Source organism: Enterobacter cloacae complex sp. I1M (genome assembly GCF_014982425.1).
In the GTDB taxonomy this organism is placed as follows: Bacteria; Pseudomonadota; Gammaproteobacteria; order Enterobacterales; family Enterobacteriaceae; genus Enterobacter; species Enterobacter intestinihominis.
The window spans coordinates 93,538-114,222 of the sequence record NZ_JADCLG010000009.1 but is presented as its reverse complement, the minus strand read 5'-3'; the positions used below and the strand labels follow the sequence as shown (position 1 = coordinate 114,222).

The following is a 20,685-nucleotide window of genomic DNA, read 5'->3' as shown; positions in this document are numbered from 1 at the left end:
GCTATGCGCCCCGCTCTCCTGGCGGGGCGTTTTAATTTTACCAGTCCGGTTCCCACCTCTTTACAGGGGCGAAATCCCGCCCGTTAACCGATATACTTACGTTCAACAAATACGCAATTTTTCTCGTTACGGCATGCAAAACAGGAGGTTTTTATGCTCATCGTTGTTCCTGTCCTTATTTTCGTTGCGCTGGTTATCGTGGGCGCAGGCGTCAAAATTGTCCCGCAGGGTTACCAGTGGACCGTCGAACGTTTCGGTCGCTACACCAATACCCTTCAGCCGGGTTTAAGCCTGATCGTCCCCTTCATGGACAGAATTGGGCGTAAAATCAACATGATGGAGCAGGTGCTGGATATTCCTTCCCAGGAAGTCATCTCTAAGGATAACGCCAACGTCACCATCGATGCGGTGTGCTTTATTCAGGTGATTGATGCGCCGAAAGCGGCCTATGAGGTGAGCAACCTGGAGCTGGCGATCGTCAACCTGACGATGACCAACATCCGTACCGTGCTTGGCTCGATGGAGCTGGACGAAATGCTCTCCCAGCGCGACAGCATTAATACCCGCCTGCTGCACATTGTTGATGAAGCCACCAATCCGTGGGGGATCAAAGTGACCCGCATTGAGATCCGCGACGTGCGCCCACCGGCAGAGCTGATTGCTTCCATGAATGCGCAGATGAAGGCCGAGCGTACCAAACGCGCCTATATTCTTGAAGCCGAAGGGGTGCGTCAGGCCGAGATCCTGAAAGCGGAAGGGGAAAAACAGTCGCAGATCCTGAAAGCCGAGGGCGACCGTCAGTCTGCCTTCCTCCAGGCAGAAGCGCGTGAACGTTCGGCAGAAGCGGAAGCCCGCGCGACGCAAATGGTTTCCGAGGCGATTGCCGCCGGGGATATCCAGGCTGTGAACTACTTCGTCGCGCAAAAATATACCGATGCGCTGAAGGAGATCGGCTCTGCGAACAACAGCAAAGTGGTGATGATGCCGCTGGATGCCAGCAGTCTGATGGGATCTATCGCCGGAATTGCCGAGTTGATCAAAGACGGCGGAAACGAGCGTAAAAAATGATTGAGCTCATCGTTGCACATCCTCATGCGTTCTGGCTAAGCCTTGGCGGCTTGCTGCTGGCCGCCGAGATGCTTGGCGGCAACGGTTATCTGCTGTGGAGCGGTGTTGCCGCTGTGATTACCGGGCTGGTCGTCTGGCTGCTGCCTGTCGGCTGGGAGTGGCAGGGCGCGCTGTTTGCCGTGCTGACGCTGCTGGCCGCCTGGCTGTGGTGGCGCTGGCTGAACAAACGGGTGAAGGCGCAGAAGCCGGTCGACGCGCATCTCAATCAGCGTGGGCAGCAGATCGTGGGTAAACGTTTTACGCTTGATAACGCGCTGATCAACGGACGCGGTCATATGCGCGTGGGGGACAGTTCATGGCCGGTGGTGGCCGATGATGACCTCAGCGCCGGCACGCGGGTTGAGGTCATTGCGGTGGAAGGCATTACCCTGCGGATTAAAGCCTGTTAGGCGTGGGTTTTACGGTGGCAGCAGCCGGAAAGATTGTCGATAATCGGGCACTCGGCGCTGTCATCTCCCGGGCAGGATTCTGCCAGCTGTAGCAGTTGCTCACGCATCGCCTGTAATTCGATGATATGGCGTTCGATCTCCGCCACTTTTTCCAGCGTACGTTTTTTCACGTCGGCACTGTGGCGTTTCGGATCGTTAAACAGGTTAACCAGCTCGCCGCACTCTTCAAGGTTAAATCCTACCTGTCTTGCCTGGCGCAGTAACGTCAGTTCATCAAGATGCAGCTGCGTATAGCTGCGGTAGCCGTTCTCACTGCGCAACGGTGGCGTCACCAGCCCTTTTTCCTCATAAAAGCGAATCGCTTTGCTGGTTAAGCCGGTTTTTTTCGCAACATCGCTGATATTCACATTTCCCCCTTGACCTTCCCCTTGATGGAAGGTTTAACCTTCATAACAGTTAGCGAAAAGCAGAGTGAAGGTCAACAATTGACCAGAACATTATACGGGAGTTTTGTTATGTCTCACACTATTGACCTGACACTGGACGGCCTCTCCTGCGGCCACTGTGTCAAACGTGTTAAAGAAAGCCTGGAGCAGCGTCCTGATGTGGAAAGCGCTGAGGTGACTATCGATCATGCCGCCGTGACCGGCAGCGCCAGCGCCGACGCGCTGATTGATACCATTAAACAGGCCGGTTACGGGGCGGAGTTAAGCCACCCAAAGGCTAAACCGCTGGCAGAGTCATCATCCCCGTCGGAAGCACTGACAGCGGCCACTCCTGAGCTTCCGGTAGCTGATGATATTGATGACAGCCAACAGCTGCTGATCAACGGCATGAGCTGCGCCAGCTGTGTCTCCCGGGTACAAAACGCCTTACAGGCGGTACCGGGCGTCGCACAGGCACGGGTAAACCTGGCGGAGCGTACTGCGCTGGTGATGGGCAGTGCCTCCGCCGCAGATTTAGTGCAGGCCGTGGAGAAAGCGGGCTACGGGGCGGAGGCCATCGAAGATGATGCCGAGCGCCGCGAGCGCCAGCAGGAAACGGCTGTCGCCACCATGAAGCGCTTCCGCTGGCAGGCGATCGTCGCCCTGCTGGTCGGTATTCCGGTGATGGTGTGGGGCATGATGGGTGACAACATGATGGTCACCGCAGACAACCGCACCCTGTGGCTGGTGATTGGTCTGATTACCCTTGCGGTGATGGTGTTTGCAGGCGGACATTTCTATACCAGCGCCTGGAAGAGCCTGAAAAACCGCACCGCGACGATGGACACGCTGGTCGCGCTCGGGACGGGTGCGGCGTGGCTGTATTCGATGAGCGTTAACGTCTGGCCGCAGTGGTTCCCGATGGAGGCGCGCCATCTCTATTATGAAGCGAGCGCGATGATTATAGGTCTGATTAACTTAGGCCATATGCTCGAAGCCCGCGCGCGTCAGCGTTCGTCGAAAGCGCTGGAAAGATTACTCGATTTAACCCCGCCGACGGCCCGCGTGGTCACCGACGATGGGGAAAAAAACGTTCCTCTCTCAGAGGTGCAACCCGGTATGACGCTGCGTCTCACCACCGGTGACCGCGTGCCCGTCGACGGTGAAATCACCCAGGGCGATGCCTGGCTTGATGAAGCCATGCTGACTGGTGAGCCGATCCCCCAGCAGAAATCTCAGGGCGATGCGGTGCATGCGGGTACGGTGGTACAGGACGGCAGCGTGCTGTTCCGCGCCAGCGCCGTTGGCAGTCATACCACACTGTCACGCATCATTCGGATGGTCCGCCAGGCGCAGAGCAGTAAGCCGGAAATTGGTCAGCTTGCCGATAAAATCTCCGCCATTTTTGTGCCAGTGGTGGTCGGTATTGCCCTGCTGAGCGCGGCAATCTGGTATTTCTTCGGCCCGGCGCCGCAGATTGTCTACACCCTGGTGATCGCCACCACGGTACTGATCATCGCCTGCCCTTGTGCCCTTGGTCTGGCCACGCCGATGTCGATTATCTCTGGCGTCGGACGCGCCGCCGAATTTGGCGTACTGGTCCGTGATGCTGACGCCCTGCAACGGGCAAGCACGCTGGACACCCTCGTCTTTGACAAAACCGGCACGCTCACCGAGGGCAAACCGCAGGTAGTGGCCGTTAATACCATTGGCTGTACGGAGACGGATGCCCTGCGCCTGGCCGCCGCGCTGGAACAAGGCTCCAGTCACCCGCTGGCGCGCGCCATCCTTGAGAAAGCCGGTGATGCCCGCCTGCCGCAGGTAAGCAACTTCCGCACCCTGCGCGGTTTAGGGGTCAGCGGTGAAGCAGAAGGCCATACGCTGCTGCTGGGTAACCAGGCACTGCTAACTGAACACGGTGTTGATACGTCCGTGCTGGACGCTGAGCTGAACGCGCAGGCCTCTCAGGGCGCGACGCCGGTTCTGCTGGCGAGGGATGGTCAGGTGGCGGCGCTGCTGGCCGTACGCGATCCGTTACGCCAGGACAGCGTGGATGCCTTGCAACGCCTGCACCATGCGGGCTATCGCCTGGTGATGTTAACCGGTGATAACCCGACTACCGCTAACGCCATCGCCAGAGAAGCCGGGATTGATGAGGTGATAGCCGGCGTACTGCCAGATGGCAAAGCGGACGCCATCAGGAAATTGCAACGTGATGGTCGTCAGGTGGCGATGGTCGGCGACGGCATCAACGACGCCCCGGCGCTGGCGCAGGCTGACGTAGGTATTGCGATGGGCGGCGGGAGCGATGTCGCCATTGAAACTGCGGCGATCACCCTGATGCGCCACAGCCTGATGGGCGTGGCGGATGCGCTGGCGATTTCGAAAGCCACGTTGCGCAACATGAAGCAGAACCTGCTGGGGGCCTTCGTCTATAACTCGCTCGGCATTCCGATTGCCGCCGGGATTTTGTGGCCGCTGACCGGCACCCTGCTGAACCCGGTTGTTGCGGGTGCGGCGATGGCGCTCTCGTCAATTACCGTGGTGAGCAACGCTAACCGTCTGCTGCGGTTTAAACCGAAAGCGTAGAATCCCGGAAGCAGGCCGGGTAAGCGCAGCGCCGCCCGGCTTTCGCCTATTGCGCCCCCCTTCCCCACGCGCTAGCATGAACCTTTCCGTTTATGGAGCGCGTATGGGTCTGTTTAATCGTATAAAAACATCGTTTCGCGCCCTTTTTCCCCGCCGTTATGCCTGGCCCGGTATGGATATTTCGCTTCCGGGTGGGCAGCAACTGCACCTGGTGGGAAGCATTCATATGGGCACGCAGGATATGTCCCCCCTGCCCTCCGGCCTGATTAAACTACTGAAGCGCGCCGACGCGCTGATCGTCGAAGCCGACATCTCCGGCCATGAATCGCCGTTTGCCGGGCTGGAAAGCGACCGCCCCCTGGCTGAACGTCTTAACGAGACGCAGCTGGCTGAGCTTACCCGTCTTGCGGATGAGTCCGGCGTCTCGCTCTCAATGCTCGACACCCTGCCCCTGTGGCAAATTGCCATGGTGCTACAGGCAACCCAGGCGCAGCGCCTGGGGCTGCGCGGCGATTACGGTATCGATTATCAACTGCTGAATGCGGCAAGGGCGTGCAACCTGTCCGTCATTGAACTGGAAGGCACGGACAGCCAGATTGCGCTTCTTCGCCAGCTTCCTGATGACGGCAAGATGCTGCTGGATGATACCCTGACCCACTGGCACACCAACGCGCGTCTGCTGCAAACGATGATTGGCTGGTGGCTGGATGCGCCGCCCGCAGACGGTAAGCTGGCGTTACCGTCGACGTTCAGTGAATCGTTGTATGATGTGCTGATGAACGCGCGCAACCAGGCGTGGCGGGAGACGCTGTATGCCCTGCCTGCCGGTCGTTATGTTGTCGCGGTTGGCGCGTTGCATTTGTACGGAGAAGGGAATTTGCCGTCGCTGCTGAAATAAAAAAATGGCCAATATTTCTATTGGCCCGTCAAAGAGGAATTTCATCGTTTTTATTATACCGAAGTGACCTTCGGCTACGCCGATTGTCGCTCAAAGTAACCATCACTGCCAATACTATTGCGCAAGATGGTGCTATTTTTTAGACAAACGTCAGGCGTATGCTGCTGGCATGAACCGTCTGTCGTAAGAAGGATAGCCATGACTCCCGCCGTTAAATTACTCGAAAAAAACAAAATTTCTTTCCGGATCCACACCTACGATCACGATCCGAACGAAACCAACTTTGGTGATGAAGTGGTGCGCAAGCTGGGGCTGAACGCGGACCAGGTATACAAAACGCTGCTGGTCGCGGTGAATGGCGATATGAAGCACCTCGCCGTGGCAGTGACGCCCGTCGCCGGACAGCTTGATCTGAAGAAAGTGGCCAAAGCGCTGGGAGCGAAAAAGGTCGATATGGCAGACCCGATGGTTGCGCAACGCACTACGGGTTATCTGGTCGGCGGGATCAGCCCGCTCGGCCAGAAAAAGCGTCTGCCGACCCTGATCGATGCGCCTTCGCAGGAATTTGAGACGATCTATATTTCTGGCGGCAAACGCGGGCTGGATATCGAACTGGCCGCAGGCGATCTGGCGAAAATGCTGGACGCGAAATTTGCGGATATTGCGCGCAGGGATTGAGAAAATTGCCCGGTGGCGCTGCGCATACCGGGCCTACGATTCGAATGTAGGCCGGGTAAGGCGTAGCCGCCACCCGGCACAACACACCCGCTCTACTGCCAGCTCACCTCGCCCTTCGGCTCATACGCGTTCACGTCAATCGGTGAATTTTGCTGGATAAACTGCTTTAACACTTCCGCATCAATAAACCCGGTATTTACATAGCCCGGTTTGTTATCGATATGCGGATAGCCGTCGCCGCCGGTGGCGTTAAAGCTTAACGTTGCCAGGCGGTAGGTTTTCGCCGGATCAACAGGTTCGCCTTTGATTTTGAGATCGTTGAGCTTACCGTCCTTCGCGACGAAGCTGACGTTAGCAAACTGCGGATACGCTCCGGAGTCCGGCTTCATCTGCGCCACGGCGGTCAGGTAGTCAATTACCTCTTTCCCGCTCATGTCCGCATACACCACCACGTTGCCAAACGGCTGCACTTTGAGCACGTCTTTATAGGTGATGTTTCCGCCTTCGATGGAATCACGAATACCGCCGCCGCTCATCACGCCGAAATCCGCATTCGTGCGCGCCATCTGCGCGGCCAGCACCAGACGCCCCATGTTGGTTTGTACGAAGCGGACTTTGCTGCGGTCCCCTTCCAGTCGTCCGTTAAGCGTGCCAATCTTCACGTCCAGCTGCGCTTTCCCTTTGCTCTGGAACGGCGTCAGCAGGGAGAGCATCTGCTGGTTTTCAGCGATCTCTGGCGTGTAGAGTACCCGCTCGCTTTTGCCGTCCGGGTAGGTCACTTTCTTCTTCAGGTTGACCGGGATGAGCTGATAGTGCACCAGCTTCATCTCGCCGTTACGGAATTCGAAATCCGCACGGCCAACGTATTTACCCCACTCGTGGGCCTGTACAATCCAGATCCCGTTCTGACGATCCGGCGCGCACGGCGTGCCGGGCACATAATCTACCTGCTTTTTATTCTCAGAAGCCATGCAGACCGGATCCTGCGAATGACCGCCCACAATCATCGCCAGCGAGCCCGCAGGAAGGCTGCGCGCCATCTCCACGTCGCCCGGCGCGTTAGAGCCGTGCTGACCGTTGTCGTAATGCCCCATGTGGGTGGTAGCGATAATCACATCCGGTTTTTCATTCTGCTGCAACTCCTGGATCACCAGCTTCGCTTCGTCCGCCGGTTTACGGAATTCGATGTCGGTGAAAAATTCAGGGTTGCCAATTTTGGCCGTATCGTCGGTGGTTAAGCCGATGACCGCGATCTTCAGATCCTGACGCTTAAACAGCGCCCACGGTTTAAACAGGCGCTCGCCGGTGCTTTTCTGATAAATATTGGCGGAAAGGAACGGAAATTTGGACCACTTTTCCTGCTGGCGCAATACGCTCAGCGGGTTATCAAACTCGTGGTTTCCGACCGCCATCGCGTCGTAACCAATTAAATTCATGCCGCGGAAATCAGGCTCGGCATCCTGCAAATCAGATTCCGGTACGCCGGTATTAATATCCCCGCCCGACAGCAACAGCACGCTGCCGCCCTGAGCCGAGACCTCTTTACGAATGCCGTCCACCAGCGTTTTTTGCGCCGCCAGGCCATATTCACCGTATTCGCTGCGCCAGAAATGGCCGTGATGATCGTTAGTATGCAGAATGGTAATTTTATAGGTTTTATCTTTTTCATACGCCTGCGCGGGCAGGCTTGTCAGCCCCCATGCGGCGATGAGCGCCAGCGCGACGCCACGCTTTATTAACTTCATCTTCTCTCTCCCTGACCCATAGACAAACGCAAAAATTACAGTGACTCACAAGAATAGACAAATAAGTTTTCAGAATTGCGACTTTCTTCAAATGTCACGGACGAGTATGTTAGTCGGATAATAATTACTCCCTGCATCTCTAATTACAAATTGACGTGGTATTTATGGCAATCAGTGAATCAACCCAGCCTGTTCAGGGCGTTCCGGCGTCGCCGCCGAAATCGCGCACTTCCTTCAAAGTATTAGGCGCAATCAGTCTCTCTCATCTGCTCAACGACATGATCCAGTCGCTGATTCTGGCGATCTACCCGCTGTTGCAGTCTGAGTTCTCATTAACCTTCGTGCAGATCGGGATGATCACCCTGACCTTCCAGCTGGCCTCTTCGCTGCTACAGCCGGTGGTGGGCTACTGGACGGACAAATACCCGATGCCATGGTCGCTGCCCATTGGGATGTGCTTCACCCTGAGCGGGCTGGTGCTGCTGGCCATGGCGGGCAGCTTTGAGGCGGTACTGGTTGCCGCGGCGCTGGTAGGAACCGGTTCATCGGTGTTCCATCCGGAATCGTCCCGCGTGGCGCGTATGGCCTCCGGCGGACGCCACGGGCTGGCGCAGTCTCTGTTCCAGGTGGGGGGGAACGTTGGTAGCTCCCTCGGTCCTCTGCTGGCGGCGGTAATTATCGCGCCTTACGGCAAAGGCAACGTGGCGTGGTTTGTGCTGGCCGCGCTGCTGGCGATTGTCGTCCTGGCGCAAATCAGCCGCTGGTATGCCGCGCAGCACCGCGTAAATAAGGGAAAACCTGTCGCGAAGATAACCAATCCCCTTCCGCGTAATAAGGTGATCCTTGCCGTCAGCGTGTTGCTGGTGCTGATTTTCTCGAAATATTTCTATATGGCGAGCATTAGCAGCTATTACACCTTCTATCTGATGCAAAAATTCGGATTATCGGTACAAAACGCCCAGTTCCATCTCTTTGCCTTCCTGTTTGCGGTGGCGGCAGGCACGGTGATTGGCGGCCCTGTGGGAGATAAAATCGGACGTAAATATGTGATTTGGGGCTCTATCCTCGGCGTTGCGCCGTTTACGCTTGTTTTACCGTACGCAACGCTGGAATGGACCGGAATATTGACAGTGATTATTGGTTTTATTCTCGCGTCGGCGTTTTCAGCCATTCTGGTCTATGCGCAGGAGCTACTGCCGGGACGTATCGGTATGGTTTCCGGTCTCTTTTTCGGTTTTGCCTTTGGCATGGGCGGCCTTGGCGCCGCCGTGTTAGGGATGGTTGCAGACCACACCAGCATCTTCCTGGTCTATAAAATCTGCGCTTTCCTGCCACTTCTGGGGATGTTGACCATATTCCTGCCTGACAACCGTCATAAAGCGTAACTTCATGGCTGCCAAAGTTAAACTTTGGCAGCCGGATAACCTGATGCCATAAGGCTTTCCTCTCCCTCCCCTCAGCAAATTTATCAAAATCTGCCTTTTTTTATGCTTATTGCCTTTTTATTGTGATTTCAACAATTATTCATAAACATAAGCGTAAAAATTGTCATAAACTATTAATCGGCTTTTTGGTATTTGCACCAAAAATGGATCACCCATCGCGAAAGGAGACGGAATGCACCACGCCACACCGCTTATCACCACCATTGTTGGTGGACTTGTGCTCGCTTTTATCCTCGGCATGATTGCCAACAAACTGCGTATTTCGCCCCTGGTAGGCTATTTGTTAGCGGGCGTGCTGGCAGGACCCTTTACGCCGGGTTTTGTCGCAGATACCAAACTTGCACCGGAGCTGGCGGAACTGGGCGTTATCCTGCTGATGTTTGGCGTCGGACTGCATTTTTCCCTGAAGGATCTGATGGCGGTAAAGTCGATCGCCATACCGGGAGCGATCGCCCAGATAGGGGTGGCGACGCTGCTGGGCATGGCGCTTTCGGCGGTGCTGGGCTGGTCAATCATGACCGGTATCGTATTTGGGCTGTGTCTTTCAACCGCCAGTACCGTGGTGCTGCTGCGCGCGCTTGAAGAGAGGCAGCTGATAGACAGCCAGCGCGGGCAAATCGCGATTGGCTGGCTGATAGTTGAAGATCTGGTGATGGTGTTGACGCTGGTACTGCTGCCCGCCGTCGCCGGGATGATGGAAAAAGAGAATATCGGCTTCGCTTCGCTGGCGCTGGATATGAGCATTACCATCGGTAAGGTTGTGGCGTTTATTGCCATCATGATGCTGGTGGGCCGCCGTCTGGTGCCGTGGATCATGTCCCGCAGCGCCGCCACCGGCTCGCGTGAACTGTTCACGCTTTCGGTCCTTGCGTTGGCGCTGGGCATTGCCTTTGGCGCTGTCGAGCTGTTTGACGTCTCCTTTGCGCTGGGCGCATTCTTCGCCGGGATGGTGCTGAACGAGTCCGAGCTGAGCCACCGTGCCGCGCACGATACTCTGCCACTACGTGATGCGTTCGCGGTGCTGTTCTTTGTCTCCGTCGGGATGCTGTTCGACCCGATGATCCTCATCCAGCAGCCGCTGGCCGTGCTGGGTACGCTGGCAATCATCATCTTTGGTAAGTCCGTTGCCGCCTTCTTCCTGGTGCGGATGTTCGGTCACTCGCCGCGCACGGCGCTGACCATCGCCGCCAGCCTGGCGCAGATTGGCGAGTTCGCCTTTATTCTGGCTGGTCTGGGGATGGCCCTGAATCTGCTGCCACAGGCTGGGCAAAATCTGGTGCTGGCGGGGGCGATCCTCTCCATCATGTTGAACCCGGTATTGTTTGCCCTGCTGGAGAAATATCTCGAGAAGACCGAAACCCTCGAAGAGCTGACGCTGGAAGAGGCGACAGAAGAAGAGAAACAGATCCCGGTGGATATCTGCAACCACGCGCTGCTGGTCGGTTTTGGCCGCGTCGGCAGCCTGCTGGGTGAAAAACTGATGGCTCAGGGCATTCCACTTGTAGTGATTGAAACGTCACGCACTCGCGTCGACGAGCTTCGCGAGCGCGGCATCCGCGCGGTGCTGGGCAACGCGGCTAACGAAGAGATTATGAATCTGGCGCATCTGGACTGCGCTCGCTGGCTGCTGCTCACTATCCCGAACGGTTACGAGGCTGGCGAGATTGTCGCCACAGCCCGTGAAAAATGCCCGCATATCGAAATCATAGCCCGCGCCCATTATGATGACGAAGTAGAGTACATTACCGAGCGCGGCGCGAATCAGGTGGTGATGGGTGAGCGTGAGATTGCGAATACGATGCTGACAATGCTGACGAAGCCGCCGGTTGAAGAGGCGGTGACGGGGTAAATTTTGTGCGGCCTGGTCCCCTCACCCCAGCCCTCTCCCCAAAGGGGAGAGGGTGTTCAAGTTCCCTCTCCCCTTTGGGGAGAGGGCCAGGGTGAGGGGTCTTCTTTTACCTGTCCCAATACGCCTCTTCGAGGCTGTCTTCCCGTTCCGGCAGCCCACGCGTTAAGCGCGGTGAATGCTGGTTCAGCACCTGATAACTCACGCGGTTCGCGTACTTGCACACCTGCGCCAGCGAGGAATAGGTCAGCCAGTTGAAGGTGTGTTTGCTGGAATTCGGCACATTGGTTTTGTGGTAGGCGTTAGCGGTGATGTCGTGCAGCAGCGCGGCCAGCGCGCCGTCGCCCGCGCCGTTGGTGTTCATGATCTTCTCGGGGCCCCCCATATACGGTGCAATGTGGGAGAAGATACGCAGCGGGTTGATGCAGTCTTTATGACGCATGGCGCGGCTGAACTCGTACTGGTTAAATTCGGCGATAGCGCCTGGCAGCAGCGGGTGCTGGGTTTTCCGCTTGCTCTCTTCTTCCGTGAAGCCCGCCATGTACAGCCCGACCGGCCCGGCGGTGCAGAGCACCAGATCCACCCAGTCCAGCGCCTTATCAGACGCCAGCAGCGGATCGCTTTCGCCGGTCAGCGCTTCGGCTTCTTCTTCATTCATCGCCAGAATCGAGACGTGTTCTTTCAGGAAGGCCTGCCACCACTCCGGGTTGTCGGCAATGACGAATTTGGTGCCCAGCGTCAGAACCACAGGCACGTTGTATTTCTTCGCATACTCAATTGCCTTCATGGTTGCGTCCGGCATTGGTTCGCCCGGCTTGCAGCGCACCAGATAAGACGTCAACACCAGCGCAGACGCGCCCGCGATCACCTCTTCCGGAATACTTTCAGCGCGTAGCTTGTTCATATGGCCGGGGCTGATGGCAAAGGTACGCTCGCCGGAATCGCTTATCAGCGTAAAGCAACGACCAATTGGCCCGTCAACGCCCTGCAAATAGTTCAGATCGGTGCGGCTGGAGGTATTGCACAGGTAGCGGTAGGCGTAGCCACCGATTTCGATATTGCTGCACATCACGCCAAGCAGCACCGAGCGGTCGTCTGCCAGAACGGAGTAGTTGTGCATGGTGTTACCGATGGTGCCGCCAGCAAACTGGTGGGTGATAAGATTTTCGCGCATCAGTTCCTGATACAGCGCTTCGGCAACGTCATCCTCAATCACCAGCGAGTGCCCGGCGCTCAGACCGTAACGTGCGACAAACGCATCATCCACTTTGGCTTCAATGTCCACCAGCGTCTGATCGATACCGACCACCCAGGCAGCGCTGGTTTCGCTTTCCTGCTGAATTTGCTGTAACAGCGGATCGCGGGCATCGACGGGGAAATAGTGTTTGGACTTACGTTTACCGGGAAATTTCATGGTCTGAACTGTGCAAAGAATACGGGCCGGGAATGGTAGCACAAACCCGGCCCGTAACGCGATCAGCGGCGGGTGGTGACCAGTGACACCATCATATCAATGTGTTCAGGGGAGTCGTTAAGCGCAGGAATGTATTCGTATTTCGTTCCGCCGGCCTCCATGAAGAACTCTTTGTTCTGGACGGCAATCTCTTCCAGCGTTTCCAGACAATCCGCCGAGAAGCCCGGCGACATAACCTGAATGTGCTTCACGCCCTTCTCGCCCAGCATTTTTAGCGTTTCATCAGTATACGGGGTCAACCACGGTTCACGACCGAAGCGCGACTGGAAGGTCATCATCACCTTCTCAGGCGGCAGGCCGAGGGCGGAGACCAGCTCGCGGGTGGTATCGCGGCAACGCTGGGGGTAATCGTCCCCTTCGTTCGCGAAACGCTGCGGAATACCGTGATAGGAGAGCAGCAGCAGATCCGGCTCGCCGTGTTTTTCAAACGACGCGCGCGCGCTGCTGGCAAGCGCCTGAATGTACAGCTCGTTATCGGCGTAGTCGCGGATAAAGGTGATGCCCGGTATACGGCGGCGGGTCGCCAGAATGCGTGCCAGTTCGTCCCAGACGGCAGCCACCGTGGAGCACGAATACTGCGGATAAAGGGCCAGCACCACAATGTGTTCAACGCCCTGCGCCAGCAGAGAGTCGACGGCGCTTTCCAGGGATGGCTTACCGTAGCTCATACCGAGCGCAACGGGCATGTCCGGCAGACGGGCGGCCAGCGCCTTCTCCTGACGACGGCTGTAGACCATCAGCGGCGAGCCTTCTTCCATCCACACGGACTGATAGAGCTTTGCTACACGCGGAGAACGAATCGGCAGAATGACACCACGCAGCAGTGGCCACCACAGCAGTCTTGGGGTATCCACGACGCGCGTGTCGCTTAAAAATTGTCGCAGGTAGCGTTTTACCGCCGCTGGAGTAGGTGCTTCTGGGGTGCCCAGATTGGCAAGCAGGATGCCGGTTTTCGCCTGACTCATTCACGCCTCTTAACCATTTGATAGGCTGTCAATTGTAGCGGAAATGCGTTTAAACGAAACCCATTGCTGTAATAGGTAAGATGAGAATTTTTCTCACCCGGGGCTCCGGGTGAGAGAGGTGCGCTTAGCCGAGGATTTTTTCCAGCTCTGCACGTACGTCAGCCACGGCTTTGGTGCCGTCAACTTTCGCGTATTTGGTGTTACCCGCCTGCGCCTCTTTGGAGTAGTAGCCGATCAGCGGTGCGGTCATCTGATGGTATTCCACCAGGCGTTTACGCACGGTTTCTTCCTGATCGTCTTTACGGGTGGTCAGCTCTTCGCCGGTCACGTCGTCTTTGCCTTCAACCTTAGGTGGGTTGAATTTGATGTGGTAAACGCGGCCAGAGGCAGCGTGCACGCGACGGCCAACGATACGGTCAACGATCAGTTCGTCCGGTACATCGAACTCCAGCACGTAATCCACGTTGATGCCCGCTTCTTTCATGGCGTCAGCCTGAGGAATGGTGCGCGGGAAGCCGTCCAGCAGGAAACCATTGCGGCAGTCTTCCTGAGCAATGCGCTCTTTTACCAGCGCGATAACCAGTTCGTCGGTCACCAGCTTGCCTGCGTCCATGATGTCTTTAGCTTGTTTGCCCAGCTCGGAGCCAGATTTAACAGCGGCACGCAGCATGTCACCAGTAGAGATTTGCGGAATACCGTATTTCTCCATGATGAACTGAGCCTGAGTTCCCTTACCCGCGCCCGGAGCGCCAAGCAGAATAATACGCATTGCGAAAATCCCCTCAAATGTCGATTCAATTTTTCAAAAGCGCTAAACAATACCACCAGAACGGGTATCGCTCAAGGAAGGCGGGGAGGCTGAAACGGTTAACGGGGGGAGATTATTTGGGTTAGTGCGAGAATGCCCCCTCACCCTAACCCTCTCCCCAAAGGGGAGAGGGGACGATTATACCCTCTCCCCTTTGGGGAGAGGGCCAGGGTGAGGGGTAGGTTTTGTATTACGCCAGCAGCAGCGCATTCACACGTTTAATGAACAGGTTAGGATCTTCCAGGGTGCCGCGCTCGGCCAGCAGGGACTGATCCAGCAGCAGTTCAACCCACTCCGCAAAGCGGGCGTCGTCCTGGGTATCCGCCGCGCGTTTCACCAGCGGATGATCCGGATTAAGCTCAAAGATATATTTCACTTCCGGCACGGCCTGGCCCGCCGCCGCGAACAGTTTCGCCATCTGGGTGCTCATTTCGTCCGCATCGGTGGTGACAATGGCTGGCGTATCGGTCAGACGGTGCGTGAAGCGCACCTCTTTCACGCGGTCGCCCAGCAGGGTTTTCACGCGCTCAACGAACGGCTCCAGCGCCTTCTCGGCTTCCTTCGCGCTGTCGTCCACTTCATCCGCCAGCTTATCGATAGACTCGTCGGCTTTAGCAACGGACTGGAAGGATTTACCGTCGAACTCGGTCAGGTAGTTCATCATCCACTCGTCGATGCGGTCAGACAGCAGCAGCACTTCGATGCCTTTCTTACGCAGCAGCTCCAGATGCGGGCTGCTCTTCGCTGCCGCATAGCTGTCGGCGGTGATGTAGTAGATCTTCTCCTGCCCTTCTTTCATGCGGGAGACGTACTCTTCCAGCGACACGGTCTGGGCGGAGGAGTCGTTGTGCGTAGAGGCGAAGCGCAGCAGTTTAGCGATAGCTTCCACGTTCGCGGTGTCTTCCGCCGGGCCTTCTTTCAGCACCAGGCCGAACTGTTTCCAGAAGGTCTGGTATTTTTCCGCATCGTCTTTCGCCAGTTTTTCCAGCATCTGCAACGCTCGCTTGGTCAGGGCGTTACGCAGGTTACGGGTGACGGTGCTGTCCTGGAGAATTTCACGGGAGACGTTCAGCGGCAGATCGTTGGAATCTATCAGGCCACGCACAAAGCGCAGGTAGTTCGGCATGAACTGCTCGGCGTCGTCCATGATGAAGACGCGCTGCACGTACAGCTTCAGGCCGTGCTTGTGATCGCGGTTCCACATGTCCCACGGCGCCTGCGCCGGAATGTACAGCAGGCTGGTGTACTCCTGCTTCCCTTCCACACGGTTGTGGCTCCAGGTCAGCGGGTCGGTAAAGTCGTGGGCGATGTGCTTGTAAAACTCGTTGTACTCGTCGTCTTTAATTTCAGCTTTGTTGCGCGTCCACAGCGCCTGCGCCTTGTTGATTTTCTCCCAGGAAACCACGGTTTCGCCGTCTTTCTCTTCCTGTTTTTCAATCTCAACCGGCAGCGCGATGTGGTCAGAATATTTGCTGATGATGGAGCGTACGCGCCAGTCGTTCAGGAAATCGTCTTCGCCTTCGCGCAGGTGCAGAGTGATTTCGGTGCCGCGATCCGCTTTGGTGATATCATCAACGGTGTATTCGCCTTCCCCTTTGGATTCCCACAGCACGCCGTTTTCGGCGCTGTCGCCCGCAGCGCGGGTGCGTACGGTGACTTTATCCGCCACGATGAATGCCGAGTAGAAGCCTACGCCGAACTGACCGATCAGCTGGCTGTCTTTCGCCTGGTCAGAGCCCATGGACTCGAGGAACGCTTTGGTGCCGGATTTAGCGATGGTGCCGAGATGGTCGATCACCTCGTCGCGGTTCATCCCGATGCCATTATCGGCAATCGTCAGGGTGCGGTTCACTTTATTAAAAGAGACGCGCACGCGCAGTTCGCCATCGCCTTCGTACAGATCCGGGTTGGACAGCGCGCGGAAGCGCAACTTGTCCGCCGCATCGGAGGCGTTGGAAATCAGCTCACGCAGGAAGATTTCTTTGTTGGAATACAGGGAATGGATCATCAGGTGCAGAAGCTGTTTTACTTCTGACTGGAAACCACGGGTTTCTTGTCCTTTCATCTAAGTCGACCTCAACAATGCCATTTAATGGGGTTGTAAAACGTTGAGTGAGAGATGGGGATAAGGGGGGGAATTTTCAAGCGGAGGCCGCGCACGCAGCCTCCGTTTGGTCAGAAAATAATCTTGTGTCGTCCGGCCAGCGAGTGCGACAGCGTGGTGCCGTCGACCATCTCCAGCTCACCGCCGACCGGCACGCCGTGGGCGATGCGGCTGGCGTCAACGCCGTACTGCGCGCACAGCTCGGCGATGTAGTTGGCGGTTGCCTCCCCTTCCACCGTCGGGTTGGTGGCGAGGATCACCTCTTTGATCGTCTCGGACTCAAGACGCTGTTCAAGACGATCGAGACCGATATCATCCGGGCCGATGCCGTCCAGCGGGGAGAGATGCCCCATCAGCACGAAATAGCGGCCGGAAAACTGCCCGGTTTGTTCGATGGCGTAGATGTCCGCCGGACTCTCCACCACGCAAATCTGACCGTTTTCCTGACGACGCGGGTTCGTGCAGATGTTACAGACGTCCTGCTCGGTAAAGGTCCGGCAATCCGCACAGTGACCAATTTCTGACATGGCGCGGGTCAGAGCCTGCGCCAGGCGCATCCCGCCGCTGCGGTCGCGCTGCAATAGCGTAAACGCCATACGCTGCGCCGACTTCGGGCCAACGCCCGGCAGGCAGCGCAGTGCTTCCATTAACTGCGTGAGCAGCGGACTGGTTTGCATCAGAATGGCATCTTAAAGCCCGGCGGCAGTTGCATACCGCTGGAAACAGAGGCCATTTTCTCTTTCTGGGTTTCGTCGATACGGCGAGCGGCATCGTTAAACGCGGCTGCAACCAGATCTTCCAGCATCTCTTTATCGTCTTCGAGCAGGCTCGGGTCGATTTCAACGCGACGGCAGTTATGCGCACCGTTGATGGTCACCTTGACCAGACCGGCACCGGATTCACCCGTGACTTCCAGCTGAGCGATCTCTTCCTGCATCTTCTGCATTTTTTCCTGCATCTGCTGAGCCTGCTTCATCAGGCCACCCAGACCGCCTTTTCCACCAAACATAGGCTTCTCTCTTCTTTCACGTTAAGGATTACAACCGTAAGTCAGACTCACGATCAAAGGGGGCGAATACTCTCTTCATCCAGATCGGCGTCGAAGAACCGGCGCAGGGTCTGGATGTTGTTATCCGCGATAATCGACTCGCGCGCCTGCGCGAGCTTCTCTTCATAAATCGCCTGTCGCCACTCGAGCGGCGTTTTCACCGCCGGATTATCATCTTCAATGATAGTCAATTCAACCGGCACACCCTGTAAGGCGGTAAGCGCCTCGGCCAGCGCCTTTTGCGCACCAGGGGAATTCAGATGTCGCTGGCCCGGACGCAGATGCAGACGCACCTGATTGCCTTCCTGCTCTTTCCAGGCATTCAGCGCGACCTGCTCCACCAGCTTCGGCAGCTGAAGTTTGCTGACCTCAGCGGCCCAGGCGTCGCGCTCGATGGACTCTTCCGCGAGCTTCGCGGACAGCTCCGGCGTTTTTTCATGCTCAAGCGCCTTTTTCAGCGCTTTTGGCGTGGCGACCACTTCCTTGACCGTTTCAACAACGGTAGTCGCCTTCCAGCGGTATGCCTCTTCTTTCGCCGGGGCTTTTTGCTCGAGCGCGGACGGTGCCGGACGCGACTGCACGCGCTCCGTTACCGAGGCCAGTCGTTCAAGCGCGGCGTTGTTCACCGGCCGCGCTCTTGCAGGCGCTGCCGGTTCACTCTTTTTTGGTTTGGTTGCTCCCTGCGCACGTTGCAACTGGCTTCGTGCGGCAAGCACCGAACTGGTGGCATCCGACAGCGGCACGTTCTGCGGCGGCGGCGATGCCGGTTGCGGTGGCACCTGCTGCGGTGACATTACCGCAGTCGGCGCAACCGGCGCAAAGGACTGCCGGGGCGTTTCCGGCTCCGGCAATGGCTTGCGCGGATGGAAGGCCAGCGCGCGCAGCAGCGTCATTTCAACGCCCATCCGGCGATCCGGTGCAAACGGCAGCTCTTTGCGGCCAATCAGCAGCGTCTGATAATAAAGCTGAACATCAGCCGGCGGCACGGTGCGCGCAAGTTCACGCATCCGCTGTTCAATGGTCGCCATGTCCGCGCCAATGGCCGACGGAGACAATTGCAGCATCGCCACGCGATGCAGCAGGCTGAGCATCTCGACCAGCAGCGCTTCCCATTCAATGCCACGGGCGGCGGCATCGTTGACGAGGGTCATTACCCGCTCACCGTTGGCGGCAATCATCGCTTCGATAAGCGACAGCGCCTGATCGTCATCCAGCGTGCCGAGCATGGTGCTGACCGCGTCAGTGGAAAGCTTACCGTCACCGCTGGCAATTGCCTGGTCAGTCAGGCTCAGCGCATCACGCAGGCTGCCGTCCGCCGCGCGGGCCAGCAGCTGCAGGGCGCGCGGCTCGTGAACGATCTTCTCTTCATCAAGAATGTGTTCAAGCTGTGCGCGGATCTGCTCAACGTCCAGCGCCTTCAGATGGAATTGCAGGCAGCGCGACAGGATCGTGACCGGCAGCTTTTGCGGATCGGTGGTCGCCAGCAGGAATTTGACATGCGCAGGCGGCTCTTCCAGCGTTTTCAGCAGGGCGTTGAAGCTGTGGCGCGACAGCATGTGCACTTCATCGATCAGATAGACCTTGAAGCGGCCGCGCGCCGGGGCGTACTGCACGTTGTCGAGCAGATCGCGGGTGTCTTCCACCTTGGTGCGCGAGGCGGCGTCGATCTCGATCAGATCGACAAAACGCCCCTGCTCGATCTCCCGGCAGTTGTCACATACGCCGCACGGGGTGGCGGTGATCCCGGTTTCGCAGTTCAGACCTTTTGCCAGCAGACGGGCAATAGAGGTTTTACCGACGCCACGGGTGCCGGAGAAAAGATAGGCGTGATGGATGCGACCTAGCGACAAGCCGTTCGCCAGGGCCGTCAGCACATGTTCCTGACCGACAACGTCAGCAAAGGTTTGTGGTCGCCATTTACGGGCTAACACCTGATAACTCATGGGCAGGCTCTGCAACGCTGGAAGGTGAATTAATGGAGGGGAATGCTATCACAACCTCACCCATTGAGCGAGGTTGTGAGATACGGGATTAATGTCCCGGGAAAGGTACCAGGCTGTAGCTGGTAATACCCTGTTTTTCCAGGCGCTGCTCGCCGCCAAGATCGAACAGGTTGATGATGAATGCCGCGTCGGTCACTTCCCCGCCCAGACGGCGGATCAGCTTCACGGTCGCTTCGATGGTGCCGCCGGTTGCCAGCAGATCGTCCACCACCAGCACTTTGTCGCCTGGCTTGATGGCATCAACGTGAATTTCCAGCTGATCGGTGCCGTATTCCAGCTCATAGCTCTCAGCAATGGTTTCACGCGGCAGTTTGCGCGGCTTACGCACCGGCACAAAACCCACGCCCATCGCCAGCGCAACCGGTGCGCCGAACAGGAAGCCACGGGCTTCGGTACCTACTACTTTGGTGATCCCGGCGTTTTTATAACGCTCAACCAGCAGTTCAATGCTGAGGGCGTACGCTTTCGGGTCTTCCAGCAAGCTGGTGACATCACGGAAAAGAATGCCAGGCTTTGGATAATCCTGGATACTTTTGATGCTATTTTTCAGATATTCAAGCTGCTGTGCAGTTGCGGTCATCGGTTTGTGCCTAAATGAAACAGTGTTACTCACGGCGCGCGACGAGTCGGTCAAAGTAACAGTTGTTTAACCTTTGACCAGGCGCACCTGTGCTCGAAAACGGTCGAATTTACTGGCTGTGCGCCATAATTGCAACCGCCATGATGAGGCTTCAGTGCTTTTGTTGCTTTTCATCAACCACGGGGATCCGCCACATAAAGATCAGCAGGCAGGCCAGGATTGCCAGCAGCAGAATGCGCACCCACATCATTTTCACCAGCCATAACGAGACGGCGAAGGTGATCAGGATGAAGGCAATGGCGCGCGGCTTGGCCCCGGGCGGCATGGCCCGGTGTTTTTGCCAGTGCCGCAGGTAGCCGCCAAACCACGAACGGTACAGGAGCCAGTGGTGAAAACGCGGCGACGAGCGGGCGAAGCACCAGGCGGCCAACAGGATGAACGGGGTGGTCGGCAGCAAGGGCAATACGATGCCTAGCGTACCCAGCACTACCGCGAGCCAGCCAATGATGATTAAAATAGTACGCTGCATAATGCGAATCGTTATCAAACTGAACGGCTAC

At 57.1% G+C, this 20,685-nt stretch carries 18 protein-coding genes and 1 other annotated feature; of the genes, 7 read left to right on the top strand and 11 right to left on the bottom strand.

The window, feature by feature from the left end:
- The first annotated feature begins 153 nt into the window (after positions 1 to 153).
- Together INF86_RS04735 and INF86_RS04730 are read left to right on the top strand one after the other, a co-directional pair.
- Positions 154 to 1,068, top strand: coding sequence for an SPFH domain-containing protein (locus INF86_RS04735; RefSeq protein ID WP_003858941.1), 915 nt, complete (start codon positions 154 to 156; stop codon positions 1,066 to 1,068).
- A complete protein-coding gene (locus tag INF86_RS04730; protein ID WP_023299473.1) occupies positions 1,065 to 1,517 on the top strand; it encodes an NfeD family protein in 453 nt (150 codons plus the stop codon). The genes INF86_RS04735 and INF86_RS04730 overlap by 4 nt, the downstream gene beginning before the upstream one ends.
- On the opposite strand, the gene cueR is transcribed toward INF86_RS04730, so the two are convergent.
- Positions 1,514 to 1,924, bottom strand: coding sequence for a Cu(I)-responsive transcriptional regulator (cueR, locus tag INF86_RS04725; protein WP_017383222.1), 411 nt, complete (start codon positions 1,922 to 1,924; stop codon positions 1,514 to 1,516). The genes INF86_RS04730 and cueR overlap by 4 nt on opposite strands.
- 108 nt (positions 1,925 to 2,032) lie before the next feature.
- Here cueR and copA point away from each other — a divergent pair, with 108 nt between their 5' ends.
- The 3 genes from copA to ybaK all read left to right on the top strand — a co-directional run bounded on the left by copA (position 2,033) and on the right by ybaK (position 6,107).
- On the top strand, positions 2,033 to 4,531 hold the full coding sequence (gene copA, locus INF86_RS04720; protein ID WP_045621267.1) for a copper-exporting P-type ATPase CopA: 2,499 nt from the start codon (positions 2,033 to 2,035) through the stop codon (positions 4,529 to 4,531).
- Positions 4,532 to 4,634: 103 nt separating this feature from the next.
- The gene (locus tag INF86_RS04715) at positions 4,635 to 5,429 is read left to right on the top strand and encodes a TraB/GumN family protein (RefSeq protein WP_023299471.1); all 795 of its coding nucleotides are present in this window, start codon (positions 4,635 to 4,637) and stop codon (positions 5,427 to 5,429) included.
- Positions 5,430 to 5,627: 198 nt separating this feature from the next.
- The gene (gene ybaK / locus INF86_RS04710) at positions 5,628 to 6,107 is read left to right on the top strand and encodes a Cys-tRNA(Pro)/Cys-tRNA(Cys) deacylase YbaK (RefSeq protein WP_010428207.1); all 480 of its coding nucleotides are present in this window, start codon (positions 5,628 to 5,630) and stop codon (positions 6,105 to 6,107) included.
- A gap of 92 nt (positions 6,108 to 6,199) precedes the next feature.
- Here the strand turns inward: ybaK and ushA are convergent, their stop codons facing one another.
- Complete coding sequence (ushA, locus tag INF86_RS04705) at positions 6,200 to 7,852, bottom strand: bifunctional UDP-sugar hydrolase/5'-nucleotidase UshA (RefSeq protein WP_023305601.1); 1,653 nt, start codon at positions 7,850 to 7,852, stop codon at positions 6,200 to 6,202.
- A 164-nt stretch (positions 7,853 to 8,016) separates the two neighbouring features.
- On the opposite strand from ushA, the gene INF86_RS04700 reads away from it, so the two are divergent.
- Together INF86_RS04700 and ybaL are read left to right on the top strand one after the other, a co-directional pair.
- Positions 8,017 to 9,237 carry an MFS transporter gene (locus INF86_RS04700; RefSeq protein WP_063163454.1) on the top strand — a complete coding sequence of 407 codons (1,221 nt, stop codon included), beginning with the start codon at positions 8,017 to 8,019 and terminating at the stop codon, positions 9,235 to 9,237.
- 232 nt (positions 9,238 to 9,469) lie between these two features.
- Positions 9,470 to 11,146 carry a YbaL family putative K(+) efflux transporter gene (gene ybaL / locus INF86_RS04695; protein WP_022647281.1) on the top strand — a complete coding sequence of 559 codons (1,677 nt, stop codon included), beginning with the start codon at positions 9,470 to 9,472 and terminating at the stop codon, positions 11,144 to 11,146.
- A gap of 106 nt (positions 11,147 to 11,252) precedes the next feature.
- Here the strand turns inward: ybaL and INF86_RS04690 are convergent, their stop codons facing one another.
- The 9 genes from INF86_RS04690 to INF86_RS04650 form a co-directional block, all read right to left on the bottom strand.
- Entirely contained in the window at positions 11,253 to 12,557 is a 1,305-nt protein-coding gene (locus INF86_RS04690) for an inosine/guanosine kinase (protein ID WP_022647280.1), read from the bottom strand.
- 62 nt (positions 12,558 to 12,619) lie between these two features.
- Entirely contained in the window at positions 12,620 to 13,582 is a 963-nt protein-coding gene (gene hemH / locus INF86_RS04685; RefSeq protein ID WP_017383216.1) for a ferrochelatase, read from the bottom strand.
- Between the two features lie 124 nt (positions 13,583 to 13,706).
- Positions 13,707 to 14,351 (bottom strand): adenylate kinase, encoded by a 645-nt coding sequence (adk, locus tag INF86_RS04680; protein ID WP_022647279.1) that lies wholly within the window; start codon positions 14,349 to 14,351, stop codon positions 13,707 to 13,709.
- A 229-nt stretch (positions 14,352 to 14,580) separates the two neighbouring features.
- The gene (gene htpG / locus INF86_RS04675) at positions 14,581 to 16,455 is read right to left on the bottom strand and encodes a molecular chaperone HtpG (RefSeq protein ID WP_193543267.1); all 1,875 of its coding nucleotides are present in this window, start codon (positions 16,453 to 16,455) and stop codon (positions 14,581 to 14,583) included.
- A gap of 110 nt (positions 16,456 to 16,565) precedes the next feature.
- Positions 16,566 to 17,171 carry a recombination mediator RecR gene (gene recR / locus INF86_RS04670; protein ID WP_006809843.1) on the bottom strand — a complete coding sequence of 202 codons (606 nt, stop codon included), beginning with the start codon at positions 17,169 to 17,171 and terminating at the stop codon, positions 16,566 to 16,568.
- Positions 17,171 to 17,503 (bottom strand): YbaB/EbfC family nucleoid-associated protein, encoded by a 333-nt coding sequence (locus INF86_RS04665; protein WP_003858972.1) that lies wholly within the window; start codon positions 17,501 to 17,503, stop codon positions 17,171 to 17,173. The genes recR and INF86_RS04665 overlap by 1 nt, the downstream gene beginning before the upstream one ends.
- A 53-nt stretch (positions 17,504 to 17,556) precedes the next feature.
- On the bottom strand, positions 17,557 to 19,485 hold the full coding sequence (gene dnaX, locus INF86_RS04660; protein ID WP_023299467.1) for a DNA polymerase III subunit gamma/tau: 1,929 nt from the start codon (positions 19,483 to 19,485) through the stop codon (positions 17,557 to 17,559).
- Positions 18,163 to 18,227, bottom strand: a sequence feature (DnaX frameshifting element). It overlaps the preceding gene by 65 nt.
- Positions 19,486 to 19,573: 88 nt before the next feature.
- Entirely contained in the window at positions 19,574 to 20,125 is a 552-nt protein-coding gene (gene apt / locus INF86_RS04655; protein ID WP_000127359.1) for an adenine phosphoribosyltransferase, read from the bottom strand.
- A 151-nt stretch (positions 20,126 to 20,276) separates the two neighbouring features.
- A complete protein-coding gene (locus INF86_RS04650; protein WP_001189855.1) occupies positions 20,277 to 20,654 on the bottom strand; it encodes a DUF454 family protein in 378 nt (125 codons plus the stop codon).
- Positions 20,655 to 20,685 lie beyond the last annotated feature (31 nt).